28 protein-coding genes are annotated in these 26,039 nt (G+C 67.2%); 13 read left to right on the top strand and 15 right to left on the bottom strand.

Annotation, left to right across the window (positions count from 1 at the left end; all coding sequences use genetic code 11):
- Positions 1–33: 33 nt before the first annotated feature.
- The 4 genes from CR918_RS03855 to CR918_RS03840 form a co-directional block, all read right to left on the bottom strand.
- Positions 34–534, bottom strand: a complete 501-nt coding sequence (locus CR918_RS03855; RefSeq protein ID WP_032975904.1) for a GNAT family N-acetyltransferase — start codon at positions 532–534, stop codon at positions 34–36.
- Positions 535–545: 11 nt separating this feature from the next.
- Positions 546–989 (bottom strand): hypothetical protein, encoded by a 444-nt coding sequence (locus tag CR918_RS03850; RefSeq protein ID WP_033830588.1) that lies wholly within the window; start codon positions 987–989, stop codon positions 546–548.
- Positions 990–1,064: 75 nt separating this feature from the next.
- Positions 1,065–1,304, bottom strand: a complete 240-nt coding sequence (locus tag CR918_RS03845) for a helix-turn-helix domain-containing protein (RefSeq protein ID WP_032975902.1) — start codon at positions 1,302–1,304, stop codon at positions 1,065–1,067.
- Between the two features lie 7 nt (positions 1,305–1,311).
- Positions 1,312–1,830 (bottom strand): hypothetical protein, encoded by a 519-nt coding sequence (locus CR918_RS03840; RefSeq protein ID WP_133119664.1) that lies wholly within the window; start codon positions 1,828–1,830, stop codon positions 1,312–1,314.
- 50 nt (positions 1,831–1,880) lie between these two features.
- On the opposite strand from CR918_RS03840, the gene CR918_RS03835 reads away from it, so the two are divergent.
- The 3 genes from CR918_RS03835 to CR918_RS03825 all read left to right on the top strand — a co-directional run bounded on the left by CR918_RS03835 (position 1,881) and on the right by CR918_RS03825 (position 4,369).
- Positions 1,881–3,221 (top strand): retropepsin-like aspartic protease family protein, encoded by a 1,341-nt coding sequence (locus tag CR918_RS03835; protein WP_099842088.1) that lies wholly within the window; start codon positions 1,881–1,883, stop codon positions 3,219–3,221.
- A gap of 171 nt (positions 3,222–3,392) precedes the next feature.
- Entirely contained in the window at positions 3,393–3,836 is a 444-nt protein-coding gene (locus CR918_RS03830) for a hypothetical protein (RefSeq protein WP_033830584.1), read from the top strand.
- Between the two features lie 26 nt (positions 3,837–3,862).
- Positions 3,863–4,369: a PaaI family thioesterase gene (locus CR918_RS03825; protein ID WP_033830583.1), complete on the top strand. Its 507-nt coding sequence runs from the start codon at positions 3,863–3,865 to the stop codon at positions 4,367–4,369.
- Between the two features lie 5 nt (positions 4,370–4,374).
- On the opposite strand, the gene CR918_RS03820 is transcribed toward CR918_RS03825, so the two are convergent.
- The 3 genes from CR918_RS03820 to arsH all read right to left on the bottom strand — a co-directional run bounded on the left by CR918_RS03820 (position 4,375) and on the right by arsH (position 8,018).
- On the bottom strand, positions 4,375–6,117 hold the full coding sequence (locus tag CR918_RS03820; protein WP_099842087.1) for a GGDEF domain-containing protein: 1,743 nt from the start codon (positions 6,115–6,117) through the stop codon (positions 4,375–4,377).
- Positions 6,118–6,172: 55 nt separating this feature from the next.
- Positions 6,173–7,198 carry an AI-2E family transporter gene (locus CR918_RS03815; protein ID WP_099842086.1) on the bottom strand — a complete coding sequence of 342 codons (1,026 nt, stop codon included), beginning with the start codon at positions 7,196–7,198 and terminating at the stop codon, positions 6,173–6,175.
- Between the two features lie 88 nt (positions 7,199–7,286).
- Positions 7,287–8,018, bottom strand: coding sequence for an arsenical resistance protein ArsH (gene arsH / locus CR918_RS03810; RefSeq protein ID WP_099842085.1), 732 nt, complete (start codon positions 8,016–8,018; stop codon positions 7,287–7,289).
- A gap of 17 nt (positions 8,019–8,035) precedes the next feature.
- Between arsH and CR918_RS03805 the strand changes: the two genes are divergently transcribed.
- From CR918_RS03805 to CR918_RS03790, 4 genes are all read left to right on the top strand, one after another.
- Positions 8,036–8,365: an ArsR/SmtB family transcription factor gene (locus CR918_RS03805; protein WP_080149449.1), complete on the top strand. Its 330-nt coding sequence runs from the start codon at positions 8,036–8,038 to the stop codon at positions 8,363–8,365.
- Between the two features lie 15 nt (positions 8,366–8,380).
- Positions 8,381–8,887: an arsenate reductase ArsC gene (locus CR918_RS03800; RefSeq protein WP_099842084.1), complete on the top strand. Its 507-nt coding sequence runs from the start codon at positions 8,381–8,383 to the stop codon at positions 8,885–8,887.
- Between the two features lie 14 nt (positions 8,888–8,901).
- Positions 8,902–9,924 (top strand): ACR3 family arsenite efflux transporter, encoded by a 1,023-nt coding sequence (gene arsB, locus CR918_RS03795; RefSeq protein ID WP_099842083.1) that lies wholly within the window; start codon positions 8,902–8,904, stop codon positions 9,922–9,924.
- A 187-nt stretch (positions 9,925–10,111) separates the two neighbouring features.
- Positions 10,112–10,504, top strand: a complete 393-nt coding sequence (locus CR918_RS03790) for a DoxX family protein (RefSeq protein ID WP_025873933.1) — start codon at positions 10,112–10,114, stop codon at positions 10,502–10,504.
- A 39-nt stretch (positions 10,505–10,543) separates the two neighbouring features.
- On the opposite strand, the gene CR918_RS03785 is transcribed toward CR918_RS03790, so the two are convergent.
- Positions 10,544–11,551 carry a LacI family DNA-binding transcriptional regulator gene (locus CR918_RS03785; protein ID WP_025873934.1) on the bottom strand — a complete coding sequence of 336 codons (1,008 nt, stop codon included), beginning with the start codon at positions 11,549–11,551 and terminating at the stop codon, positions 10,544–10,546.
- Between the two features lie 95 nt (positions 11,552–11,646).
- Between CR918_RS03785 and CR918_RS03780 the strand changes: the two genes are divergently transcribed.
- From CR918_RS03780 to CR918_RS03760, 5 genes are read left to right on the top strand one after another with little or no spacing between them, the layout of a single operon-like run.
- Positions 11,647–12,699 carry a sugar phosphate isomerase/epimerase family protein gene (locus tag CR918_RS03780; protein WP_099842082.1) on the top strand — a complete coding sequence of 351 codons (1,053 nt, stop codon included), beginning with the start codon at positions 11,647–11,649 and terminating at the stop codon, positions 12,697–12,699.
- Between the two features lie 26 nt (positions 12,700–12,725).
- Positions 12,726–13,943: a nucleoside permease gene (locus CR918_RS03775; protein WP_099783178.1), complete on the top strand. Its 1,218-nt coding sequence runs from the start codon at positions 12,726–12,728 to the stop codon at positions 13,941–13,943.
- 12 nt (positions 13,944–13,955) lie between these two features.
- Positions 13,956–15,080 carry a Gfo/Idh/MocA family protein gene (locus CR918_RS03770; RefSeq protein ID WP_099842081.1) on the top strand — a complete coding sequence of 375 codons (1,125 nt, stop codon included), beginning with the start codon at positions 13,956–13,958 and terminating at the stop codon, positions 15,078–15,080.
- Positions 15,081–15,099: 19 nt separating this feature from the next.
- On the top strand, positions 15,100–15,966 hold the full coding sequence (locus CR918_RS03765) for a sugar phosphate isomerase/epimerase family protein (protein WP_099844227.1): 867 nt from the start codon (positions 15,100–15,102) through the stop codon (positions 15,964–15,966).
- A gap of 27 nt (positions 15,967–15,993) precedes the next feature.
- On the top strand, positions 15,994–16,281 hold the full coding sequence (locus tag CR918_RS03760; RefSeq protein WP_032951568.1) for a c-type cytochrome: 288 nt from the start codon (positions 15,994–15,996) through the stop codon (positions 16,279–16,281).
- A gap of 10 nt (positions 16,282–16,291) precedes the next feature.
- On the opposite strand, the gene CR918_RS03755 is transcribed toward CR918_RS03760, so the two are convergent.
- The 5 genes from CR918_RS03755 to CR918_RS03735 all read right to left on the bottom strand — a co-directional run bounded on the left by CR918_RS03755 (position 16,292) and on the right by CR918_RS03735 (position 21,004).
- Positions 16,292–17,065: a 3-keto-disaccharide hydrolase gene (locus CR918_RS03755; protein ID WP_099842080.1), complete on the bottom strand. Its 774-nt coding sequence runs from the start codon at positions 17,063–17,065 to the stop codon at positions 16,292–16,294.
- On the bottom strand, positions 17,050–17,625 hold the full coding sequence (locus CR918_RS03750) for a gluconate 2-dehydrogenase subunit 3 family protein (protein ID WP_033830572.1): 576 nt from the start codon (positions 17,623–17,625) through the stop codon (positions 17,050–17,052). Before CR918_RS03750 ends, CR918_RS03755 begins: the two co-directional genes overlap by 16 nt.
- Complete coding sequence (locus CR918_RS03745; RefSeq protein WP_099783170.1) at positions 17,625–19,310, bottom strand: GMC oxidoreductase; 1,686 nt, start codon at positions 19,308–19,310, stop codon at positions 17,625–17,627. The genes CR918_RS03750 and CR918_RS03745 overlap by 1 nt, the downstream gene beginning before the upstream one ends.
- Before the next feature lie 26 nt (positions 19,311–19,336).
- Positions 19,337–20,227, bottom strand: coding sequence for a hydroxypyruvate isomerase family protein (locus CR918_RS03740; protein WP_207759517.1), 891 nt, complete (start codon positions 20,225–20,227; stop codon positions 19,337–19,339).
- 201 nt (positions 20,228–20,428) lie between these two features.
- Entirely contained in the window at positions 20,429–21,004 is a 576-nt protein-coding gene (locus CR918_RS03735) for a single-stranded DNA-binding protein (protein WP_099842078.1), read from the bottom strand.
- A 284-nt stretch (positions 21,005–21,288) separates the two neighbouring features.
- Between CR918_RS03735 and CR918_RS03730 the strand changes: the two genes are divergently transcribed.
- Complete coding sequence (locus CR918_RS03730; protein ID WP_032975883.1) at positions 21,289–22,320, top strand: LacI family DNA-binding transcriptional regulator; 1,032 nt, start codon at positions 21,289–21,291, stop codon at positions 22,318–22,320.
- Positions 22,321–22,414: 94 nt separating this feature from the next.
- On the opposite strand, the gene CR918_RS03725 is transcribed toward CR918_RS03730, so the two are convergent.
- Both CR918_RS03725 and CR918_RS03720 read right to left on the bottom strand, forming a co-directional pair.
- A complete protein-coding gene (locus CR918_RS03725; protein WP_099842077.1) occupies positions 22,415–24,469 on the bottom strand; it encodes a PAS domain-containing sensor histidine kinase in 2,055 nt (684 codons plus the stop codon).
- Positions 24,459–25,955 (bottom strand): ATPase domain-containing protein, encoded by a 1,497-nt coding sequence (locus tag CR918_RS03720; RefSeq protein WP_099842076.1) that lies wholly within the window; start codon positions 25,953–25,955, stop codon positions 24,459–24,461. The genes CR918_RS03725 and CR918_RS03720 overlap by 11 nt, the downstream gene beginning before the upstream one ends.
- Positions 25,956–26,039: the final 84 nt, after the last annotated feature.

Genomic DNA, 26,039 nt, shown 5'->3' with positions numbered 1-26,039 from the left:
GCAGCGCCCCCGCGCCGCGGTGACCGTCACGCATCAGCGCGGATAGCGGAACACCAGGTCATCCGGATCGCTGCGCACCGCCTGCGCATCCAACACGCCGCCGAGGCGGACCGCCACTGCCTGCGAGGCGTGGTTGTCCGCTGCCATGTAGCTCACCAGCGTCGGCAATCCGCGCACCACGAACGCCCAATCACGCAGCGCCGCCGCCGCCTCGCTGGCGAAACCCTGCCCTTCCTGCCCGGCATACAGCAACCAGCCCAGTTCCTGTTCCGGAAACAGCGGGCCATGGTTGATGCCGACCTGGCCGATGCACTCGCCCGTGTCGCGGCGCTCGATCATCAACGCGCCGTGGCCGAACAGATGCCAGCTGGCCAGGTCATGGCAGAACTGCCCCCACGCGGCGACCTCGGCGAACGGCCCGCCCATGCCGCGCGCACGGGGCGAGGCCAGGAACGCGGCATACACCGGGAAGTCATCAAGGCATTGCGCGCGCAGGCGCAGGCGCGGTGTCTCCAGCACTGGGATGTGGATCATGCGTGTGCCAGTCAGTACACGGCCAGGAAGCCGCAGCCGCGGCGCTGTGGTTGGCCCTCGACAGTCACCTGCACGCTGGCCGACGTATCCACGCCTTCGGCGTTGCGGCAGGGCTCGCGCTTGATCTCGACGATGGTGGGCTGCTTGCCCAGCTCACCGTTGAGCACCGTCAACGAACTGGGCGCACCGGCCGGCTGGCCGAGGTAGCGCAGCGTTCCAGCGCTGCTGCGGCCAGCAACGGTGAGCGTGGCATCGTGGTTGCCCTTGCCGGTGGAGGCGATCTCGATGGACCAGCCGGCGCCGCCGCCGGTGAAGGCAGGCACCGGGCTGGCATCAGCGGCGATCGACGGATGACGTGGCGCATCGGCGCCCGGATCGGGCCGCGGTGTGCTGCTGGCGCAACCAGCGAACAGGCCCGCCAGCAGCGTGGCAGTCACAACGGAACGCAGGGTCATGGCGTACTCCTGGGACGGTCGAATGGCCAGTCTAGGCAGCAGCGCGTGCGCCACCGATGAACATGCGCCGCGCGCTCATTCTTCATCGCCGGGGGCATCGCCCTCGGCGTCCGGGTCGTAGACCAGCAGGTCTCCGGGCTGACACTGCAGGTACTCGCAGATCCGCGCTAGCGTGTCGAAGCGCACGCCGCGCACGCGCCCGGACTTGAGCAGCGACAGGTTCGATTCGGTGATGCCCACATGCTGCGCCAGCTCGCGCGAGCGCACCTTGCGCAGCGCCAGCATGACATCGAGGCGGATGACGATGCTTCCCATCGGCGCCTCAGATGATCGAATGATGGTCGTCCTCGTACCGCGCTGCGGCATCGAGGAAGCGGGCTACCAGCCACAGTACCAGGGTCACCAGCACGGCCAGCAGGTCGGCACCGTCGATGGACAGGCGCAGCTGGCCGTGCGCGCTGGCCGACAGCAGTGCGCCCAGCAGCGGCGCCATCACGGCATTGACCAGCACCGCCAGCAGCAGCAGACCGGCAAAACGGCCGAAGCGGCGGCTGCCCTGCAGGGGGAAGAGGCGCTCGATGCGGACCTGGCCCAGCAGCTGCGCCAGCTGCCACAACGCTGCGGCCACCAGTGCCGCCTGCGCCAGCGCCAGCGTACCGGCCCAGGCCAGCGGCAACCCACCCGCATCCATTTCCGCCTGCACCGGCGCGGCGCTGCCCAGCCACGTATTGGCCAGCGCTGCCACGGTCAACAGCGGCGCCAGCAGCACGCCCGCCCACGCTACCCAGCGCAGCCGGCGCGCGGCCCGGACGAGACGCCTTGATTTTTCTGATTCACGCATAGTAATTTCTGTTTTACAGAAAGTTTTTATCCATCTACAGGATACTTCGGATGACTGCACATTCCAAGCTGCCGCGCGACCGCGCCATGTCGGTGGCAGCGCTCTGCCTGCTGCTGTCCCTGCCCTGCTGGGCGGGCCCGCTCTCCGCCGATGATGCGCGGGAGCGCCTGCGGGAGGCGGCCGACGGCAACCTGTCTGCGTTGGCCGATGCCTCGGCCGTGCTGCCCGCGCCGTGGCCGTTGCTGGCACAGGCACGGCAGGCAGCGGCGCAACTGCATGAGCGGCAGGCGATCAGCCTGGCCGAGGCCTTCATTGCCCAGCGCGGCGGTGGCACCTGCGATACCGCGCTGGCGCAGCGGGTCATCGCCGATGCGGCTTTCGCTGCGGCCGACTACGCGCGCGCCGCAGCCGCGGCGCAGGCATCCCTGCACGTGCTCGCACGCTGCCCTGCCGACCGCGATGCAGTGGAGGGCAGCCAGACCCTGGCGACACTGGCCGCTGCACTGGCAAGCGCGCCGCCGCAGCGCGTGCAGCAGTACACGCCTGCGCCCACGGCATTCGCGCGCGACAAGGTCGGCCTGCCGCGCGCATCGGTGCTCATCAACGGCCGTGCGCAGGAATCGGTGCTCGATACCGGCGCCAATCTATCGGTGATCTCCTCCAGCACTGCGCAGCGGCTCGGCCTGCAGATCGGCGACGAGGCCGCAGTGGGCAGTTCGAGCCGGCGCACCGTGGCCACCCGTGTGGCCATCGCCGACCGCCTGCAGTTGGCCGGGCTGGACCTGCGCAATGTGGTGTTCCTGGTGCTGGACGATGCACAGCTGGACATGCCGATGCCCGGCGGCTACCACATCGACGCGATCATCGGCTTCCCGGTGCTGCGCGCGATGGGCCGGATCCGCTTCGGCGGCGATGGCCAGCTGCAACCGCAACCGGGTGCCGGCGCGGCCGACCTGCCGCGCAACCTGGCGCTGGCGGGCAGCGATCTGTTCGTCGACGCACGCATCGGCGGCATCGAGGTGCCCATGCACCTGGACAGCGGCGCCAGCAGCTCGTCCCTGTCGGCCCATTTCGCCCGCGCACATCCGCAGGTGCTGAAGGGCCTGGCGGTAACGCGCCAGCGCCTGGCCGGCGCCGGCGGCAGCAGCGAACGCGCAGTGGCACAGTGGCCACAGGTTACGGTGCAGATCGGCGGGCAGCGCGCGATGCTGCCGTCGCTGGCGATCACCCTTCAGGATCCAACCGAGGTGAGCGTGCGCAACCAGGGTGTGCTCGGCTGGGATGTACTGGCCGCCTTCCCGGCCTGGACCCTCGATTTCGATCACATGCGGCTGGAGCTGGAAGGCATCAGCACGCGTGAAGCCGCAACGTCGGTCACAACACCGTTGTGATGCAGCACGCAACACGCTGCACGCGTTAATTCCGGATGCAGAAAGGGCCGTGATCGGCGCGACACGCGGCTAACAGGGCGCCGTTCAAGAATCGCATGGCCATGTGCCAGCCAGGGGATGCAGCGCCTGCCCTGGCCATCGGCTCCCTCTCGGCATCGGCATGGATGGCACATGGACCTGTTCGCCTCGCTCGCGTTCGGCAGCTACCTGCTGGCCTTTTTCATCGTCGCGCTGTTCGCGGCGGCCTACCTGAAACGCTCGGAGTTCATGCCCTACCACGGTGAAGCGGTCGGGCTGGCCTGGGGCGGCGTCCCACCGCGCATGCAGGTGCTGCTGATGGCATTGATCAAAGTGGTCGGCGCGGGCTGGATCGCGCTGGCCGGCGCAGGGGTGATGCTGGCCTGGCTGATCTTTTTCGGTGGTCACTTCGCGCTGCCACAGCTGGTCGCCTTCCAGCTGTTCTGTCTGCTGGCCACGTTGCCACCGGTCGCGGTCGCATCCGGCGTGCGAAAGCGCACGGGTGCCAGGACGCCGGTCTCTGCCGGTGCGGCCGTGGTCGCGCTGTGCTGCATCGGATTCCTGCTGGCCCTGCTGTCGCTGCTGCAACCTGCCTGACCTCCCCCCACACCGAGGTTTCCCGCATGAATCCCCAGTCCCTGCTGTACAGCGTGATCAACGGCGACCTTCCTCCGTCCAAGGCCGGCCTGTTGCTGGGGTGGCGTTTCATCAGCCACGATCCCGCACAGGACCAGATCAATGTCGAGTTCGATGCCAGCACCGCCCTGACCAACCCGATGGGCAACATCCAGGGCGGCTTCCTGTCGGCGATGCTGGATGACTGCATGGGCCCGGCGATCTACGCAACGCTGCCGCCCAACCGGTTGGCGGTAACGGTCGAATCGAAGACCAGTTTCGTCAGTCCCGCCCGTCCCGGGCGCATCATCGGCTGGGGGCAGATCGAGCACAGCAAGGGCAGCATCATCTTCACCCGCGGGCGCCTGACCTCGCCCAGCGGCCGCTTGCTGGCCACGGCCAGCGCCACGTTCCGCGTGGGGGCGATGCGCTGGCGCGGACTGCCGGTGCCCAGCACCGTGGCCCGGCACATGGTCGGCCACATCCTGCGCAGGGCGCAGGCGGACAATGGCTGACCCGCTCAGCGCGCGGCGCGTCCGCTGCCCGCCACCTGCACCCGGTCGCGGCCCAGCGCCTTGGCCTCGTACATGGCGGCGTCGGCGGCGCGCACCAGCGCGTGCCAGCCGATCGGGTCAAGCGCGCCCTGGGCAACACCGAAGCTGGCCGTGACCCGCAGGATGTCACGGCTGCCCAGCACGATGTCGTGCGCACGCAATGCCACCCGCAGCGACTCGGCCAACCGCCGGCCACTGGCCAGATCACCATCGGCCAGCAGCACCAGGAATTCCTCGCCGCCATAACGGGCGATGCTGTCGTTGCGGCGCAGATGGCTGCGCAGCAACTGCGCCACCTGCACCAGCACGTCATCGCCGGCCGCGTGCCCCTGGCCATCGTTGATCGCCTTGAAATGGTCCACGTCCAGCAGAATCACCACCGCCTGCGTGCTTCCCTCGGCACGCCGCTGTCGTACCCGTTCCTCCAGCGAGCGCCGGTTCAACAGGCCGGTCAGCTGATCGGTATCGGCCAGCTCGCGCAGCTCACGGGTCAATGCCGAGCGCTGGTGCGACTTCGCCCGCAGTACCTCGATGGCATCGAACAGGCGCTGCATTTCCGCCATCGGGTGGGTGGCATGCTGCTCTGCACCCGGCGTGTCCGAGGCGATCTGGATCACCTGCGCCTGCGCCTGCAGCAACGGCCGCAGGATCTGCACGTGGGCGATGCGCAGTGCCAGCGCAAGCAGCAGCAGCGTACCCAGCACGGTGGCACCCAGCACGGCCAGGCGTAGCGCTTCCTTGTTGCGGGTGTGCTGGAAGCGCGCGATCGAAACGCCGAGGTAGCCATCACGCAACGCTTCCAGCGATTGCAGGGTGGGCACGTAGCGCGCGGTGAACTCGGCCGCCGTCCAGGGTGGCGGTACGCCGCGCCGGCCATCGTCGATCAGCTGTTCCACCATCGGCAGCGACTGGCCAAAGAACTGCCGGCGCGCCATGTCCCAGTGCAGGGACAGCGCCGGCTCGCTGCGGAACACCGATTCGTGGCTGGCGGCCAACCGCCACAGCTCCAGCAGGCGGCCCTCGGTCTGCTGCGCGGCGCGTACCTGCGACTCGCGCCACGCGCCGGGCACGGCCAGCGGCGCCATCACGTTGGATGCCAAGCGGCCACCGTGCTCGCGCAGGTCGATCAGGATCTGCCCCTGCATGGCAGGAATCGCGGCTTCGCGATCAGCCGCGACCAGATCGCTGATCTGCACCGAGGTCAGCGCCTGCAGCCGGTCATACACCGCGAACATGTTGTTGATCGCGTGCTCCACCTCCTCTGCCGAGCGTTCGCCTCTTGGCAGCGCGGCCACCCGGTCGACCGCGGCGCGCGCAGTCTGCAACCGGCGCCGCGCTTCGTGCAGGCGCGGTGTTTCGTCCACCACCCGCGGGTCGTTCTGGAACACGCTCTGCAGGTGCTGCGTCGCTGCGTCCACCCGCTGCCGTGCGACCGCCAGCTGCGCGGCCAGTCGGCGCTGCTCCTGCACATCGCTGCTGTCGGTGCCGAGCAGGCTGTTGGCCGGTCCACGCTCGGCCGACACCAGATTGGCCAGTTCGAAGGTCTGCCGCAGTTGCTGCAGGCTGACCAGGTTGGCCTCGGCTTCGGTGTAGCGCTGCGTGCCCTGCACCAGCGCGATGGCCATCAGCGGCAGCGTGCACAGCACGAACAGGCCACCGAGGATCCAGAGCCAGGTCTGCAGTCCGTTTGGCGATGCCCTGCGGCCCATCGATGTATCCCCTGGCGTGCGGATCAGTGTAGCGCTCTGCCCGGGTGAAGGCAGGTCAGATCCAGCGCTGGTCCACCAGTTCGCGCTTCACGTAGGCGTAGAACACCGGCGCGGCTACCAGCCCGGGCAGGCCGAAGGCCGCCTCCATCACCAGCATGGCCAGCAGCAGCTCCCAGGCGCGCGCCTGGATCTCGCCGCCGACGATGCGCGCGTTGAGGAAGTACTCCAGCTTGTGGATCACCACCAGGTACAGCAGCGCAGCCACGGCCACGTAGAACGACACCGACAGCGCGACGATGGCGATGATGGTGTTGGAGATGATGTTGCCCACCACCGGCAGCAGGCCCGCCAGGAAGGTGATCAGCACCAGCGTCTTCGACAACGGCAGGTGCACGCCGAACAGCGGCAGCACGCCCAGCAGGAAGATGGCGGTGAACACGGTGTTGAGCAGCGAGATCTTCACCTGCGCGAACACCACCTGGCGGAACGCCGTGGCCAGGCGGCTGGTGCGGCCGATCAGCTCCTGCGCCAGCGGACCCATCTTCGGCAGCGGCAGTTCGTCATACAGCGCGATCATCGCGCCCAGCACCATGCCGATCAGCACCCGCACGCCCACCTGCACCACCGATGTGCCGGCCACGCCCAGCTGGCGCTGGTGCTCGGCGGCCCATTCGTTCACGGCGGCGCGCAGCGCCGTCAGATCCTCGGGAATGTAGGGCTGCAGCAGGGCCGGCACCTGGTGGCGCGAGGAGTTGAGGATGTCCATCAACCGCGCCAACAGCACGTCCGGGCCACCGGTCTCGTTGCGGAAGAACGAGGCCACGCCGATACCGGCCAGCACCAGCACGCTGATGATCACCGCCGACAGCACGATCACCGCGATAGCCCGCGCCCGGCCGGGACGCAGCTTGCCTTCCACGGTGGAGGCCAGCACATGGGTCAGCTGGAACACCAGCAGGCCCGACAGCAGGGTCACCACCAGGCCAAGCTTCAGTGCCAGCCACATGCCCAGCAGCATCATCAGCCAGGCGGCGATGCGTGCGGCGGGAGGCCTGGGCAGGGTCGGGATGACGAGGGACATCGGGGCACATCCTGGTGGGGTGGCCCATGGTAGTGGATTGAGGTGATGCGCCCGCGCATGCGCGCGTCCCTGCGGCCGCCGCGTGCCATCAACGTGCGGCCACTGCCCCTGCCGCACGCGCCAATGCGGCCGCCTCCTGATCACCCTTGCGCTCGCTGTAGCGATCGACCAGGTAGTCCGCACGATCCCGCGTGAGCAGGGTGAACTTGACCAGTTCCTCCATCACATCCACCACCCGGTCGTAGTACGCCGAGGGCTTCATCCGCCCGTTCTCGTCGAACTCCTGCCATGCCTTGGCCACCGAAGACTGGTTGGGGATGGTCAGCATGCGCATCCACCGCCCCAGCACGCGCAGCGTGTTGACCGTGTTGAACGACTGCGAACCGCCACTGACCTGCATCACCGCCAGCGCCCTGCCCTGCGTCGGGCGCACGCTGCCGTCTTCCAGCGGCAGCCAGTCGATCTGGTTCTTGAACACGCCGGTGACCGTGCCGTGGCGCTCCGGGCTGATCCAGACCTGGCCTTCGGACCAGTGCGACCACGCGCGCAGGCGCTGCACTTCAGGGTGATCGGCGCCGACGCTGTCGAGCATGGGCAACGCATGCGGATCGAACACCCGGGTCTCGCAGCCGAGGTGGCGCAGCAGGCGCTCGGCCTCCAGCGCCAGCTTGCGGCTGAACGACTGCGGGCGCAGCGAGCCATACAACAGCAGGATCCGCGGCGGGTGTGCGCGGCCGGCGCCCAGCAGGGTCGGGTCGGGCTGGGGAAGCGAGGCTTCGACCAGATTCGGAAGGGTGGCGCTTGCGATGGATTCATTCATTCGACTATTCTAGAAATATGGAAACGAAGAATGCAATCGCCGCCCTCACTGCCCTCGGTCATGCCACCCGCCTGGCCGCGTTCCGGCTGCTGGTCGAAGCCGGCCCGGCCGGACGCATGGCCGGTGACATCGCCGCCGCCCTGCAGGTGCCGCCGGCCACGCTCAGCTTCCACCTGAAGGAGCTGCTGCAGGCCGGGCTGGTCGAGAGCGAGAGCCAGGGCCGCAATGTCTGCTACCGCGCCAACTTCAGCGCGATGACCGGCCTGATCGACTACCTCACCCACAACTGCTGCGCAGGCTCGCCCGATCCGGCCTGCAGCCCCACCTCCCCTGATTGCGCCTGCTGACCGGAGATCTGCTTCGTGACCACCCAACGCGTCCTGTTCCTGTGCACGGGCAATTCCGCCCGCAGCGTCCTTGCCGAAGCCACGCTGCGGGCGTGGGCCGGTCATCGCTTCGAGGTCTTCAGCGCCGGCAGCCAGCCCACCGGCGAGGTCAATCCGTTCGCACTTGCGCAATTGCAGGCCGAGGGTATTGCAACGGCAGGCCTGCGCAGCAAATCGTGGGACGAGTTCGCCGACGGCGCGCCGATGGACCTGGTGATCACGGTCTGCGATGCCGCGGCCGCCGAGGCATGCCCGGTGGTGTTCGGCGATTTCGTGCGCGCGCACTGGGGCCTGCCTGATCCGGCCGCCGTCGATGGCAGCGCGGAGGACAAGGCGGCTGCATTCGCGCAGGCCCATGCCATCGTCAAGGCACGGTTGCTGGCCCTGCTGGCATTGCCCGCAGCTACATGGTCCGACCGCAGGCCGTTGAAAGACGCGCTGGATCGCATTGGTTTCGTGCAGCCCGGGGACGGCCAGGCGTGAGCGCACCGGCACCGATGGGATTGTTCGAGCGTTACCTGACCCTGTGGGTGGCGCTGTGCATGGTGGCCGGCACCCTGCTTGGCCACGCGCTGCCGCAGCCATTCGCTGCGCTGGCGTCGGCGGAGGTGGCCAAGGTCAACCTGCCCATCGCGGTGCTGATCTGGCTGATGATCATCCCGATGCTGCTGCGGGTTGATTTCAGTGCGATGCGCCAGCTCGGCCAGCACTGGAAAGGCATCGGCGTAACGCTGTTCATCAACTGGGCAGTCAAGCCTTTCTCGATGGCGTTGCTGGGTTGGTTCTTCCTGCGCCACGTGTTCGCCGACGCGCTGCCCGCCGCGCAGATCGACAGCTACATCGCCGGGCTGATCCTGCTGGCAGCAGCGCCCTGCACCGCGATGGTCTTCGTGTGGAGCAACCTGTGCCGCGGCGATGCCAATTTCACCCTCAGCCAGGTGGCGTTGAACGACGCGATCATGGTGGTGGCCTATGCACCGGTGGTGGCGCTGCTGCTGGGCCTGTCGGCGATCAGCGTGCCATGGGACACGCTGCTGCTGTCGGTGTCGCTGTACATCATCGCGCCGGTGCTGGTGGCCGCACTGCTGCGGCGCTGGATGCTGGCCCGTCGCGGCCAGGCTGGCCTGCAGTCCGCGCTGCGCACGCTGGGCCCGGTCTCGCTGCTGGCCCTGCTGCTGACGCTGGTGCTGTTGTTCGGTTTCCAGGGCGAGCAGATCGTGCAGCAGCCGCTGGTCATCGCCATCCTGGCGGTGCCGATCCTGATCCAGGTCTACTTCAACTCCGGGCTGGCCTACCTGCTCAACCGGCGCCTGGGGGTTGCCCACTGCGTGGCCGGTCCCTCGGCGCTGATCGGCGCCAGCAACTTCTTCGAACTGGCCGTGGCCACCGCCGTGGGCCTGTTCGGCGTGCATTCCGGCGCGGCGTTGGCGACCGTGGTCGGCGTGCTGATCGAAGTACCGGTGATGCTGTCGGTGGTGCGCATCGTCAATGCATCGCGCGGTTGGTACGAGCGGCGCTGAGGCAAGGACGCACCGCGCAGGTCGCCCAAGCTGCCGGCGCCATCGCTCTCAACATCCACTTCACCCGTGATGGGATTCGATGGCCGGACAGGAGCTCCTGCTGCAGCGCCCGGTCGGTTGGGCAAGGGCATACCGCCCTGCATGGTTGTTGATCATCCCCCGCCCTGCCCACCCTGAGGACGTTGCCGTGGACACATCACTTCACTCCCTTGCGAAGCTGGCCGCCCGCGTATTGCTGATGCTGCTGTTCCTGGTATCGGGCCTGGGCAAGCTGTCCGACCCGGCGGCAACACAGGGCTACATGGCGGCGATGGGTCTTCCCGGCATCCTGTTGTGGCCCACCATCCTGTTCGAGATCGGCACGGCCCTGTGCATCCTGCTCGGTTTCCAGACCCGGGCAGTGGCAGCGGTGCTGGCCGCCTTCAGCCTGGTCACGGCCTTCATCTTCCACCACCAGCTCGCCGACCCGGTGCAGCAGATCATGTTCCTGAAAAATCTGGCCATCGCCGGCGGCTTCCTGCTGCTGGCCTGCAGCGGGCCTGGCCGCTTCAGCGTGGACGCCAGGCGCGGCAAGCCCTGAGCCGGGCAAAGCGCGGCATCCCGCCGCCCTGCCCTTGCCTCAGCGACCCTTGGGCGGGGCCGTCGAACCCCGCAGCATCACGCTGAAATCCAGCGTCTGCTGAAGCGGTACATCGACCTGTTCGATGATGGCGAGCAGCAGGTTGACCGCGCGCTCACCGATCTCGCGCATCGGTTGCCTGATGGTCGTCAACGGAGGCGTGAGGTAACGCGATGACGCCAGGTCGTCGAAGCCGACGATGGAGACGTCATCCGGCACGCGGATGCCCAGGTCACGGCAGGCTGCCAACGCACCCAGCGCCATCTGGTCGCTGAAGCAGAAGATCGCGGTGGGTGCGGTTGCGGGCGGCAGCAGCGCCATCGCGGCCGCATGGCCGGACTCCACGGAAAAGTCACCCGGCACGACACTGAGGTGGCGCAGGCGGCCACGCGCCCTGCCGGCGGCGCGCACGCCTTCCAGCCGTTGCGTGTGCAGGGGATTGTCGGGCGGTCCGCCCACCACAGCGATCCGCTCGTGCCCCAGTCCGTACAGGTGCTCCATCACAGCGCGCGCGGCGGCCGCGTTGTCGATGTGGACGCTGGGGATGCCCAGCGCGGGATCGAATTCGCATCCATTGACCACCGGTGCAGCGGTACCTCGTTGCTGGACAATCTCGCGCGCCGTCGGCGGCAGGCGATGCCCCAGCACGATCAGACCATCGGCCTCGTTGCGCCGGAGCATCTGCGCGTAGCGCTCCTCGCGCTCGGGCAGGTTCTGGGTGTCGCCCAGCAGAACGGCGTAGCCAACGGCCTGCGCCGCATCCTCCGCGCCCTGCAGGATCTGCGCGAAGAACGGGTTGGCGATGTCCGGCACGGTGACCAGGATCTTGCCGCTGCGCTGGGTCTTGAGTGTCCTGGCCACCGTGTTGGGCACGTAGCCCAGCGCAGCAGCGGCCTGCTCGATGCGCGCGCGAGTAGCCGGCAGCACTTTGTCCGGCCGGGAAAGCGCTCGCGACACCGTGCCTGCGGAGACGCCGACGTGCCTTGCGATGTCGTAGATGGTGGCCATGGCGCTACCTCTTCCTTTCGCTGTGCAGTGCACAACGGGTCTTTCGAATGCCCCTGCTAGGATAATGCAATCGATTGCATCGAGGGCGAATCAACGTGAAGACGCTCAAGGGTCCAGCGCTGTTCCTGGCGCAGTTCATCGGCGACACACCTCCCTTTGATCGGCTGGACACGCTGGCCGGATGGGCCGCGGGGCTGGACTATTCTGGCGTACAAGTGCCGACCAGCGCGCCCCACCTGTTCGATCTGGCCGAGGCGGCGCGCAGCCAGGCGTACTGCGACGACGTCAGCGGCATGCTGGGCGGACATGGCCTGCAGATCACCGAGCTGTCCACCCACCTGCAGGGGCAGCTGGTTGCCGTCCATCCGGCCTATGACAGCCTGTTCGACGGATTCGCGCCGCCGGACAAGCGTGGCGATCCGGCCGCCCGCCAGGCCTGGGCGGTGGAGCAGCTGCTGCTGGCCGCCAAGGCCAGCCAGCGCCTGGGGCTGACCGCGCATGCCACGTTCTCCGGCGCACTGGCCTGGCCTTACTTCTATCCCTGGCCGCAGCGGCCACCCGGGCTGGTGGACGAAGCCTTCGCCGAACTCGGCCGACGCTGGCGCCCGATCCTGGATGCCTTTGACGCCTGCGGCGTGGACCTGTGCTTCGAGATCCATCCCGGCGAGGACCTGCATGACGGCGCGACCTTCGAGCGCTTCCTCGACGTGGTGGACCACCATCCCCGCGCGAAAATCCTGTACGACCCCAGCCACCTGCTGCTGCAGCAGATGGACTACCTCGGCTTCATCGACCGTTACCACGATCGCATCGGCATCTTCCACGTCAAGGACGCGGAATATCACCCCAGTGCCAGCAGTGGCGTGTATGGCGGCTACCAGGACTGGATCGATCGTCCGGGCCGGTTCCGTTCACTCGGCGATGGGCAGATCGACTTCAAGGCGATCTTCTCGAAATTCGCCCAGTACGACTTCCCCGGCTGGGCGGTGCTGGAATGGGAGTGCTGCCTGAAGCACCCGGAAGACGGTGCACGGGAAGGAGCCGCCTTCATCCGCGACCACATCATCCGCGTGACCGGACGCGCCTTCGACGACTTTGCCGACAGCGGCACCGATCCCGGATCACTGCGCCGCATGCTCGGGATCTGAGACATCACTGCCTGGGAGGGCAAGCCATGACGCACACCATGTCGCGCTTGGGCGCGATGATGTTTCTGCAGTTCTTCATCTGGGGGGCATGGTTCGTCACCCTGGGAACCTATCTGGTGCAGGGCCCGCTGCAGGCCAGCGCAAGCCAGGTGGCGACGGCCTTCCTCAGCCAGTCCATCGGTGCCATCGTCGCGCCTTTCCTGGTCGGTTTGATCGCTGACCGCTACTTCGCGGCGCAGCGCATCCTTGCGGTCCTGCACCTGGCTGGCGCAGTGCTGATGTGGCTGGCGTCCACCGCAACCAGCTTCAGCATGTTCTCCGCCTGCGTCATGGGCTACATGCTGCTGTTCATGCCGACGCTGGCACTGGCCAACAGCGTGGCGATGCGGCACATGCAATCGCCCGAGAAACAGTTCCCGCTGGTGCGGGTGGCCGGCAGCGTCGGCTGGATCGTGGCAGGCGTGCTGATCGGCTGGCTGGGCTGGGAACAGGCGCACCGGCTCGAGCTGACCTTCCGGATGGCGGCGGTGGCGTCGCTGGCGCTGGGCCTGTATGCGTTCACCCTGCCGCACACCCCGCCGCTGGCACGGCAGCGCGATGCCGGCCTGGGGCAGATCCTGGGGCTGGATTCGCTGCGCCTGCTGAAGTCACGCTCGTACCTGGTGTTCTTCCTTGCGTCCATCGCGATCTGCATCCCGCTGGCGTTCTACTACAACTTCACCAACCCGTATCTCAACGACCTGGGCGTGCGCGGCGCGGCGGGCCTGCAGTCGCTGGGACAGGTCTCCGAAGTCCTGCTGATGCTGGCCATGCCGTTCCTGTTCGTGCGGCTGGGGGTGAAGACGATGCTGGCGGTGGGCATGGCCGCATGGGTCGTGCGTTACGTCATGTTCGCCTTTGGCGATGCGGGCGGCGGCTTCTCGCTGCTGGTGATCGGCATCGTGCTGCACGGCATCTGCTACGACTTCTTCTTCGTCACCGGCCAGATCTACACCGATGCGCATGCCGGCCCGGCCGCGCGCAGCAGCGCGCAGGGATTCATCACCCTGGCCACGTATGGCGTGGGCATGCTGATCGGTACGTTCCTGTCCGGCGCGGTGGTGGAGCACTTCACCACTGCAGCCGGTCCGGACTGGCAGCAGATCTGGCTGTTCCCGGCAGGGGTCGCGCTGCTCGTGCTGATCGCCTTCCTGCTGCTGTTCCGCGACCGGCCAGTGGTTGCGGCCGCACCTTCCACGCCCTGAGGACCCTACCTGATGCCAAAGCCTGGAATCGCCATCGTCGGCACGGGAATGATCGGTGCCGTGCACCGTCGCGCGGCGCTGCTGGCGGGTGCCGACATCCGTGGCGTGGCCGCCTCTTCTCCGCAGCGCGCACGCGATGTGGCGCAGGCGTGGGGTGTCCCGCGTGCCTATCGGGACATCGAGGAGGTGGTCGCCGACCCACAGGTGCAGGTCGTGCACGTATGCACGCCCAACCACCTGCACCGTCCCATGGCACAGGCCGCACTGGAAGCCGGCAAGCACGTGGTCTGCGAGAAGCCGCTGGCCACCACGCTGGAAGACGCCCGGGCGCTGGCAGCGTTGGCGGCCGCCAACGCGCTGGTCGCCACGGTGCCCTTCGTCTACCGCTTCCACCCGGTGGTCCGCGAGGCGCGCGCACGCATCGCCCATGGCGAACTGGGGCCGCTGCACCTGATTCATGGCAGCTACCTGCAGGACTGGCTGCTGGACCCGGCCAGCAACAACTGGCGCGTGGACCCGGCGCTGGGCGGCGCGTCGCGCGTGTTCGCCGACATCGGCTCGCACTGGTGTGACCTGGTGGAATGGGTCAGCGGCGAGCGCTTCACCGAGGTCAGCGCGGCGTTCGACACGGTGATCGCCGAACGCAGCACCGACACCGGGCAGAGCTTCACCACAGCAGCGGCCGGTGCCGCGATGCAGGCGGTCACCAGCGAGGACGTGGCGGCAGCGATGTTCCGTACCGGCGCCGGGACGCTGGCATCGTTGACGGTCAGCCAGGTATCGGCCGGACGCCACAACCGCCTCTGGTTCGAGATTGATGGTGCCAGGGCCAGCGTGGCGTTCAACCAGGAAGACGCCGAGCGGCTGTGGATCGGCAAGCCCGACCAGCGCGAGGAAGTCTTCGTGCGTGGGCCAGGCGCCGGCAGTATCGAACAGCGCCGGCTGTCGCTGTTGCCGGCCGGGCACGCGCAGGGCTACGGCCACTGCTTCGAGGCATTCGTCGCCGACACCTACCGCGCCATCGAAGGCGAGCGACCGGATGGCCTGCCCACCTTCGAAGACGGCGTGCGCTCGGCGCTGATCGTCGACCGCGTCATCACCTCGGCCAGGACCCGTGCCTGGACCGCCATCGGTTGAACCCCGGGAGCATCTCATGATGAACACGCCTGCCCGCAGAACTGCCACCCTCGCCCTGCTGCTGTTCGCTACCCTGCCCGTCCTGGCACACGAAGCCGTCAGCCCGCACAAGCCCATCGCCGTGCAGATGTACTCACTGCGCAACGCCGGCCCGCTCGACCAGCAGTTGAAGATCGTCCATGACGCCGGCGTGGATGCGGTGGAAACGGTGGGCACGCAGGGCGTCAGCGCCAGCGAACTCAAGCAGTTGCTGGACCGGTATTCGATCAGGGCGATTTCCTCCCACGTGCAACTGGCCGAGCTGCGCAAGGACCTGGACGGCGTGGTGGCCTTCAACCGGTCGATCGGCAACACCACCCTGGTGGTGCCTTACCTGGACGCGAAGGATCGGCCGACCGATGCCGCAGGCTGGACCGCGCTGGGCAAGGAACTGGGCGCGATCGCCAAGCAGGTACGGGCCAAGGGCATGCGCCTGGCCTACCACAACCATGACTTCGAACTGGTCGACTTCAATGGCCGGACCGGCCTGGAACTGCTGTTCGCAGCGGCCGGGCCGTACCTGCAGACCGAGCTGGACCTGGCCTGGGTCGCGCGTGCGGGCCTGGACCCGGCGGTGATGCTCGGCAAGTTCCGCGGCCGCCTGTTCGCGGTGCACGCCAAGGACAATGCAGCCAAGGGCCAGGCCGAAGACGAGGGCGGCTTCGCTGCCGTCGGCCAGGGTGTGCTGGACTGGCGCGCGATCCTGCCAGCCGCCGCAGCGGCCGGCGTGCACTGGTACATCCTCGAGCACGACCAGCCACGCGATCCGGCCAAGGTCATCCAGACCGGCGCGGACTACCTGCGTGAACACCTGTCCCCCCGCCTGCCAGCCAGCGCGCAGCGCTAGTACGCGAAGGAGTCCTGATTGAAAACGATGCTGAAAGTGGCTGTGATTCTCTGTGCGGCGATGCTGGCAACCACGGCATGGTCCAAGGACGACCCTGCAGCCGGCGCAAAGCTCTACACAGCGAACTGCACGGCCTGCCATGGTGCCGATCGCGCCGGCATGCCGGGCGCATTCCCCGCGCTCACCGACATCGGCAAGCGCCTGGATGCCGCGCAGATCAAGGACAAGATCAGGAAGGGCGGCGGACTGATGCCGCCGTTCTCCCAGCTGTCGCAACAGGAGATCGACGACATCACCAGCTATCTGGCGAAATAGGCCGCCAGCGTTACAGCTCGCGCACCCAGATGTTGCGGTAGCTGACCTTGGCGTCGTGCTCCTGCAGATGGATCGGCGCGCACGCATGCGGTGAATACGAGGGCGGGCCGATGTACTCGGTCCTGCCCGCCAGCACGGTGTCGTCCTGCACCAGCACGCCGTTGTGCAGCACGGTGATGCGCGCCGGCGAGATGAGCCCGCCGCCCGGTGAGAAGCGCGGCGCCTTCCAGAGGATGTCATAGGCCTGCCACTGCCCCGGCGCACGCGAGGCGTTCACCAGCGGCATGGCCTGCTTGTAGATGGAGCCGGCCTGGCCGTTGGCATAGGTCGGGTTGTTGTAGCTGTCCAGCACCTGCAGCTCATAGAGTTCCTGCAGGAAGATGCCGCTGTTGCCCCGGTTCTGGCCGTCGAAACCCTTGGTCTCGACGGGTGTGCGCCACTCGACATGCAGCTGGATGTCGCAGAAGCGCTGCTTGGTGCGGATGCCCTTGCTGCCCGGCACGATGGTCATGGCGCCGTCGGCGACGGTCCAGGGCACACGTCCGCCCTGCTCCGACTCCCAGGCGGAGGCATCCTTGCCATCGAACAGCACGATGGCGTCGGACGGCGCCTTGCCCGGCGGCGTGGCCACGGTTGCAGGCACGGGCGTCCACACCTCGGTCTTCGCCGGGTCGCGCGCAGGATCGGTGTTGGCCTGCGCGAACGCCGGTGCCGCGGCCAGCACGCCGGCGGCGATCAATAGCGGCGCGATCTTCATGGCGTGATCCATCAGCTGGTCCCCCATGCGGGCGTGCCGGGAACATAGGCCAGGTCGCCGTCGTAGCGGCCCGGCACGGCGACGTAACGCAGCACTTCGGTCGCGCCAACCTTGGAGGTAAAGAAACCGAAGATGGTGAGCTGCTTGAACATCGTGAAGTAATGCGGCATCGGCTCTCCTGCTTCGGCGGTGCCGGTTTCGGTCACCTCGACCGCGTGCTTCCTGGCCTCTGCATCCAGCGCGCGCAGCAGTTCAGTGCGGGCCTGCGGCGCAAGTGAAACGAAGCGGCCGCCGGCGCGTTTGTCGATATCGGCCAGGCCAGCACGGAACGTCGCCTGCTGCCGGGCGGTGTAGCAGTCGCTGACGAACGTCGCCATGAATGCACCGGCGCCTGCGTCTTTCGCCCCCGGCGTTTTCGTCCGCGGCAGGATGGTCTCGGCGATCTCGTCCAGCGTGCCGACCTCCGCGTCGGAGAAGCGCGTCTTCGCCCCTGCGGCGGGAGCCTGTGCCTGACCGAGCGCAGGCAGGCCGATCATCGCCGCGCCGGTGGCGGCAACGATCATCTTCAGCAGTTCGCGGCGGTCCATCAGAGGTTCCCCGCTTTCAGTTCGCGCACGGCATGGTCAGCAGCCCGCGCGGTCAGTGCCATGTAGGTCAGCGACGGGTTCACGCACGCGCTGGAGGTCATGCAGGCACCGTCGGTGACATAGACGTTGGGCGCATCCCAGACCTGGTTGTGCTGGTTCAGCACGGACGTCCTGCGGTCACGGCCCATGCGCGCGGTCCCCATCTCATGGATGCCCTTGCCCGGGGCGTAGTCGTTGTCGTGCATCTCCACGTCCTTGACGCCGGCGGCCTCGAGCATCTCGGCGGCATCGGCGGCCATGTCCTTGCGCATGGCCAGTTCGTTGGCGCGCATGGATACATCCATCGCCAGCACCGGCAGACCCCACTTGTCCTTGCGGTCCCGGTCCAGGCGGATCGTGTTGTCGTGGTGCGGCAGCATTTCGCCGAAGCCGGTCATGCCGATGCGCCAGTCACCGGGCACGGTCAGCGCCTCCTTCAGGTCGGCGCCGATGTTCAGCTCGGCAATCTCGCGCGACCACCCCATGCGGCTGGCACCGCCCTGGTAGCCGAAGCCGCGCAGGTAGCCGCGCTTGTCAGCGGCCACGTTGCGGAAGCGGGGAATGTAGAAGCCGCAGGGACGACGGCCGAAGTAGTACTTGTCCTCGAAGCCTTCGACCCGGCCGGAGGCACCCGCGCCGAAATGATGGTCCATCACGTTGTGTCCCAGCTCACCCGACGATGAGCCCAGCCCACCCTCCCACACATCGGTGGCCGAGTTCATCAGCAGCCAGGTCGAGTTGAAGGAGGAGGCATTGAGGAAGATGACCTTGGCCGTGTACTGGTAGGTCTGGCCGGTCTCTGCGTCGATGATCTCCACGCCCCGCGCCCGCTTGCGGTCCTTGTCGTAGAGCACTTCCTTGACGATGGAGAACGGCCGCAAGGTCAGGTTGCCGGTCTTCATCGCCGCCGGCAGTGTCGCCGCCTGGGTGGAGAAATAGGCGCCGAAGGGACAGCCGAGGATGCACTTGTTGCGGTACTGGCAGTTGACGCGGCCCTGCTCGGGCATCGGCTTGGTGATGTTCGCCGTGCGCGAGTGGATCATGTGCCGGGTTCCGCCGAAGGCCTTCCTGATCCGCGCGGCCACGTCCTTTTCGACGATGTTCAACGGGATCGGCGGCAGGAACTCGCCGTCCGGCAGCACGTCCAGCCCTTCGCGCGTACCGGCGATGCCGGCGAACTTCTCCACATGGTCGTACCACGGCGCGATGTCGGCGTAGCGGATCGGCCAGTCGGTGGCGATGCCGTCCTTGAGGTTTGCTTCGAAATCCAGGTCGGAGAAACGATAGCTCTGTCGCCCCCACATCAGCGAACGGCCACCCACGTGGTAGCCGCGGAACCAGTCGAACCGTTTGGTCTCGATGTACGGCGATTCCTGTTCGTCGGCCCACATGCCCTGCAGGTTCTCGGCCAGCGCGTAGTCGCGCATCAGCACCGGGAAGGCGGCCTTCATCGCCTGTGTAGGCCGGTTGCGATGCGGGAAATCCCACGGCTCCTTCATCGCGTTGACGTAGTCCTTGACGTGCTCGATGTTGCGTCCGCGTTCCAGCATCAGGACCTTCAGGCCCTTCTCGGTCAGTTCCTTCGCCGCCCAACCGCCACTGATTCCCGAGCCAACAACAATGGCGTCGTAATGATTGTCTGCCATGGATCTCTCACCTGGTGGATATCGTTTCAGACGTCGCAGAGGCGGATGGCCTCGCGCAGCGAACCAACGGGATCCGGTGCCGCAGGCATGAATTCCTGCGCCAGATACCCATCGAAACCGGTGTCGCGGATCGCGCGACAGATGGCGGGGTAATTGAGTTCCTGCTGGTCCCCGATCTCGTGCCGGCCCGGCACGCCCGCGGTGTGGTAATGCTTGAAACAGGCGTGATGCCTGCCGATGGTGGCGATGATGTCGCCCTCCATGATCTGCATGTGATAGATGTCGTACAGCAGGCCGAAGTTGTGCGAGCCGAGCCGCTGGCACAGCTCCACGCCCCAGGCGGAGTGGTCGCACAGGTAGTCGCGATGATCGACCCTGGAGTTCAGCAGCTCCATCACCAGCACCACGCCACGTTTCTCGGCATGCCCGAGGATGCGCTTGAGGCCGGCCTCGGCATTGGCCATGCCCTCCTGCGGGTCCATCCCGTTGCGGTTGCCGGAAAAGCAGATGAGGTTGCGGTAACCGGCATCGGCCACCAGGTCGATATGCCGCGTGTAGCGCTCCACCAGCTGGTCGTGGAACTCACGGCCGGCAAAGCCCTTGGTAAGGCCCAGCTCCGCGCCGTTGCACATCGAGCTGTATACGCCGTGGGCCTTCAGGGTGGGCCAGTCTTCCGGGCCGATCAGGTCGATCGCGGCAAAACCGATGTCCTTCACCGTCGCGCAGAGCTGGGCGACCGACAGCTGCGGGAAGGTCCAGCGGGCCACGGAATGCTTCAGGTTGCCCTTGAGCGGCGCCGTGGCGGCAAACGCAGGCAGAACGCCCGCCGCCCCCAAGCCAAGGCTCGCAGCGGCCGCCATGCGAAGCGCATCGCGCCGCGTGAGGCCCGGGGCCGGTCTGATCGAATGGATGGACATCCACCTGCCGGCCTCCCAACCGGTATCAAACGCAACGATTCACGGCAATGCAATCGATTGCACCATAGGGGAGGAAATTGTCTGTTTGCAAGTCGCGGTGCACGAAAATCAATGCTGCGAGGCACAACTCCGCAGGAATCGCAGAAAAAGAAAGCCCCGCATGAGCGGGGCTTTCTTTTTCTGCTGCGAACGAGCGTTCGATCAGAACGGAATATCGTCGTCAGCGAAGTCATCCATCGGCGGCGCCGACTGCTGCGGCTGCTGCTGCTGCGGACGCTGCTGGCCGTAGCCACCGCCCTGGTTGCCGCCCTGGTTGTAACCACCGCCCTGGCCGCCACGCTGGTTGCCACCACCACCGCCGCCGTATTCCTGGCGCGGGGCCTGCTGGCGCTGCGGACGCTCGCCGCCAGCGAAGTTGCCACCGCCGCCACCGCCGCCTTCACCGCGGCCGCCCAGCATCTGCATTTCATCGGCGACGATGTCGGTGGAGTACTTCTCCACGCCGTCCTGGCCGGTGTACTTGTCGTAACGCAGGCTGCCTTCGACGTACACCGAGCTGCCCTTGCGCAGGTACTCGCCGGCGATCTCGCCGAGCTTGCCGAAGAACACCACGCGGTGCCATTCGGTACGTTCCTGCTGGTTGCCATCCTTGTCCTTGCGGACGCTGGTGGTAGCCAGGCTGATGCGGGTGATCGCCATGCCGCTCTGGGTGTACTTCACGTCCGGGTCGTTGCCGAGGTTGCCGACCAGGATGACTTTGTTGATGCCGCGCGCCATAGGTACCTTCGTCCGTTGTCCAGGGGCAGGCCGCCAGTGATAGCACGTCCCCGGGCGGGGGTGCAGAGCGCTGGGGTCGCCCCCGGGAAATTTGGGGGAATACGAGAACGGGTCATCTTACCATCCCCTCGGCCGACACCTGGGTCGGGAAAGCCCCCGGCCATGGCCGGAATCCGGCCTGCAGCCCCCCGGGCAGGGCACTGCGCGCGCCCTGCCCCGGCGCGCGGCGCCAGCCCATCGGCGCCCCATGGCATCATTCCCCGATCATTTCCCTGCCGGCCCCCATGACCATCAAAGGCAAAGCCACCTCCCTGGACATCGCCCACCTGGCCGGGGTCTCCCAGCCCACGGTGTCGCGGGCCCTGCGCGGCAGCCCGATGGTCAACGCCGAGACCCGCGAGCGCATCCTGCGCATCGCCCGCGAGCTGAACTACAAGGTCGACAAGAATGCCTCCAGCCTGCGCCTGCGCAATGCCGGCACGCTGGCCCTGCTGTTCTTCGAGGACCCGACCAACGACGACTCGCTGATCAACCCGTTCTTCCACTCGATGCTGGGGTCGATCACCCGCGCCTGCGCGCTGCATGGGCAGGACCTGCTGGTGTCCTTCCAGCAGCTGTCCACCGACTGGCAGGCCGATTACGAAGACAGCAACAAGGCCGATGGCATCATCCTGCTGGGCTATGGCGACTACCACCAGTCGCGCGACCGCCTGCAGCGGCTGGTGGAACAAGGCACCCACTTCGTGCGCTGGGGCGCGGCCCTGCCCGGCCAGCCGGGGGTGTCGATCGGCAGCGACAACTTCCAGGGCGGGCATGACATCACCGCCCACCTGCTGGAACAGGGCTGCCGCCGCATCGCCTTCCTCGGCCATGCCTCCAGCCATTACCCGGAATTCCAGGAGCGCTATCGCGGCCACGTCGAGGCGCTGCGTGCGCATGGCCTGACCGCCGACCCGGCGCTGCAGCATGATGCGATCACCACCGAGGCGTCCGGGCATGAGGCGTGCCTGTCACTGCTGGCCCAGGACCGTTCCATCGATGCGGTCTGCGCAGCCAGCGACCTGATCGCCATCGGCGCGGTGCGCGCGCTGCGCGAGCAGGGCCTGCGGGTGCCGCAGGACGTGGCGGTGACCGGCTTCGATGACATCCCGCTGGCAGCCTCGGTGTCGCCACCGCTGACCACCGTACAGCAGGACACCAAGCAGGCCGGCCAGTTGCTGGTGGAGAAGCTGCTGGCGCTGATCGGCCGGCAGCCGGTGGAAGGCCAGAGCATTCCGGTGAAGCTGGTGGTGCGCGAGTCCTCGCTGCGCGCGTAGCCCTTCGGTGGCGCCAAGCCATGCTCAGCATGCATGCGTGGGACGCAAGGCCGACGACAGCCGGGCATGGCCCGGCTCTACAGGACCTGCATCGCTACGCGCCGCCCGGCATGGCCGTGCGTACCGCCATGCTGAACTCATCCAGCAGAAAGGGCTTGGCGATCATCGCCATGCCTTCATCGAGGAAGGCCGCGCGCTCCTGTGCCTTTTCCGCATAGCCGGTCATGAACAGGATCGGCAGCGCCGGCCGCGATTGCCGCGCGATCTCCGCCAGCTGGCGCCCGTTGAGCCCCGGCAGCCCGACATCGGTGACCAGCAGATCGATGCTCTGCGCCGACGTGAGGATGGGAATCGCCGCATCGGCATCACCCACCACCTGGGCGTGGTAGCCCAGGTCTTCCAGCACCACCGTCACCAGCATCCGTACCTGCTCGTCATCCTCCACCACCAGGATGGACTGGCCGGCGCCGCGCCGGATCGGCTGCGAAGGTGCAGGCGCGTCTTCCACAATGGCCTCCGACAACGGAATGAACAGCAGCACCGTCGTCCCTTCGCCGACATTGGACTGGATGGCGATGTGGCCACCGGACTGCTGCATGAAGCCGTACACCATCGACATGCCCAGCCCCGTTCCCTTGCCGATGGGCTTGGTGGTGAAGAAGGGCTCGAAGGCGCGCTCGACCACTTCCGGCGCCATGCCGGCACCGGTGTCGGCCACCTCCACCAGTGCGTAGTCACCGGCAGGCACGGCCGTGTACTGGCCTTCCCTTACGCTTACCGACGAGGCACGCAGAGTCAGATCGCCGCCGTCCGGCATCGCATCACGCGCGTTGATGGCCAGGTTCAGCAGCGCGCTCTCGAACTGGTTGGCATCCAGCGTGGCGTGCAAGGGCAGCGGCGAGGGTTCGGCGTGGATGCGCACCGCCTCGCCCAGGGTGCTGTGCAGCAGGTGCTGCACCGAAACCAGCAGCGTGTTGAGCTCCACCGGACGCGCATCCAGCGACTGCCGCCGCGAGAACGCCAGCAGGCGCTGGGTGAGTGCCGCGGCACGCTGGGCCGAGGCGGTGGCGGTGTCCAGGAAACGTTCGAGGTCGTCGACCCGGCCCATGTCCAGGCGCAGCCGGACGATGTCCAACGCGGACAGGATGCCGGTCAGCATGTTGTTGAAATCGTGGGCGATGCCGCCGGTCAACTGGCCGATCGCCTCCATTTTCTGTGACTGCCGCAATGCAGCGTCGCTGGCCTCGCGCGCCGCCATCTGCGCTTCCAGTTCACGGGTGCGCTCGGCCACCATCGCCTCCAGCGCGTGCGCGTGCTGTTGGCTGCTGGCAAGGGCCAGCTTGGCCGCGGTGATATCGGTGACGAACACGTGGAAGCCGTCGATGCGCCCCTCGCCATTGCGGCGGGGCGAGTAACGCACTTCGCAGTCCCGGCGCCCATACAAGCGATGTGGCCAGACGATCTCGAACATGGCCTCGCGACCGGCCAACGCGGCTTCCATCGCCGGGCGACGCTGCTGCCATACGGTCTCGCCGATGACCTCGCGCACATGCGTGCCGATCACTTCGCCGGTAGCCAGTTCGAACCAGTTTTCATAGGCCTTGTTGGCGAAGCGGAAGCACAGCGAGCGGTCCACGAATGCGATCAGCACCGGCATTGCATCGGCGATCAATCGCAGCTCGGACTCGCTGCGCGCCAGCGCCGCACGGCCATCGGCCAAGGCGGTGACCTGGTCGCGCACCACGAACTGCTTGCCGCGCGCGCGCAGCGCGCCCTGCACAGCGCTGAGCAACGACATGCTGCCCAATGGCCGGTCCATCTCCACTACGTTGATCGAGCCGGGCAACAACGGTTCACGGGTGGAACGCCGGTAGGAACGCGCCGAGCGCAGCAGGATGAACGGAATGTCCGACCAGGCCGGCTGCTGCTGCAGCGCCTGCAGCAGTACCTCGCTGCCGCGTGCCACCGCTTCCTGGGTGACCACCACCAGCCCGGTGCAGTCATCGAGTTGCTCAGCCAGCACTTCCAGGCTTGGCGCGATGCCCGTCCTCAACCCTGCGCCGGCCAGCACCGCCGCGATGCTGTCGGCATCACGGCCGAAGGGAGCGACGATACGGACAACGGTGCCGCCCTCATCGCTATCGGACATCGGACTGGCCCAGCAGCGCTGCGCTGTCGCCGACGAACTCCGGCGTGCCGGTGAGGATGCCCTGGAAATCGGCCAATGCGGCACTGACCGTGATGCCGCGCCCGTCGATCTTCAGTTCGCGGATGGTGTCTTCATGCGCACCGCCGCGGTTCTTGATCACCGAGATCGCCTTGCGGATGCGTCCCTTGGCTTCGAAGAATCGGAACAGCACCACCGCATCAGCGATGTAGGAGACATTGAGGCTGCCGGTGGACATGGTGCCGACCAGCCCATGCTGCGGGTTGATCATGAAGGTCGCCACACCCTTCTGGTTGAGGTAGGACAGCATCTCGTGCAGCTGCAGCATCAGCTGTTTTTCCTGCGGCATGGCGGTCACGTAGCCGTTGAGGCTGTCGATCACCAGCACACGGCAGTTGCGCTCCTCCACGGACTTGCGCAGGTTCCAGGAGAACTCCCCGGGCGACACTTCGGCCGGGTCGATCTGCAGGATCTCCAGCAGACCGGAGCGCAGGTGCTTTTCCAGATCGATATCCAGCGCCGAAGCGCGTGCCAGCAGCGTGCCCACGCGCTCGTCGAACTCGAAGATGCAGCTGCGCTCGCCGCGCTCGCAGGCCGCCCACACATACTGCAGCGCCACGTTGGTCTTGCCGCTGCCGGCCGGGCCGGTCAACAGGGTGGAGGTACCGCGCAGCGGACCGCCGCCCAGCAGCCGGTCGATCTCGGCCACGCCGCTGCTGATGGGCGTTCCGACGAACCGTCCGTGATGTTCCGAGGCGATCAGGCGGGGGAAGATCTGCACGCCACCGCGACGGATCACCATGTCGTGGTAGCCGGCAACGAAATCGACGCCCCGCAGCTTCTGCACCTGCATGCGGCGCCGGGCAGGGCCGAAGTCCAGGGTCAGGCGTTCCAGCGAGACCACGCCGTGGCACAGGCTGTGCAGCTGGCCGTCGCGCTCATCGCCGGTGGACGTCAGGTCGTCCACCAGGAAAACCGTCGCACTCTTGGGCGCGAAGAACTGCTTGAGTGCGAGGATCTGCCGACGATAGCGCAGCGAATCCTGCGCCAGCAGGCGCAGTTCCGACAACGAATCGAACACCACCCGGGTCGGCCCGATGCTGTCCACCTTGGACATGATCAGGTTGACCGTCTCGTCCAGCTCCATTTCCCACGAATGCAGCACCGACTGCAGGCGGCCATTGCCCATTGCCCCTTCGGCCGAACCCAGCTCGAACAGGTGCAGGCCGTCCAGCGACCAGCCGTGCGCCAACGCGACTTCGCGCAGCTCCTCGGCGGTCTCGGACAGGGTGATGTAGAGGCAGCGCTCGCCGCGCCGCAGGCCTTCCAGCAGGAACTGCAGGGACAGCGTGGTCTTGCCGGAGCCCGGCGGCCCCTCAAGCAGGTACAGCCGCGCCTGCGGCAGCCCGCCGCCAATGATGCTGTCCAGTCCTTCAATTCCGGTTGTGATCCGCATGCGTGCCTGCATCGACGTCGACGTTTGAGGGGGAAAGCCTATCGGCGCCCCTGTCGACGCATTGTGTGATCCAGCGCACCGCTGTTAACGCATTCA

Source organism: Stenotrophomonas indicatrix, assembly GCF_002750975.1.
Lineage (GTDB): Bacteria > Pseudomonadota > Gammaproteobacteria > Xanthomonadales > Xanthomonadaceae > Stenotrophomonas > Stenotrophomonas indicatrix.
Note: the sequence above shows the minus strand (reverse complement) of the source record. Positions and strands in the feature narration are given on the sequence as shown.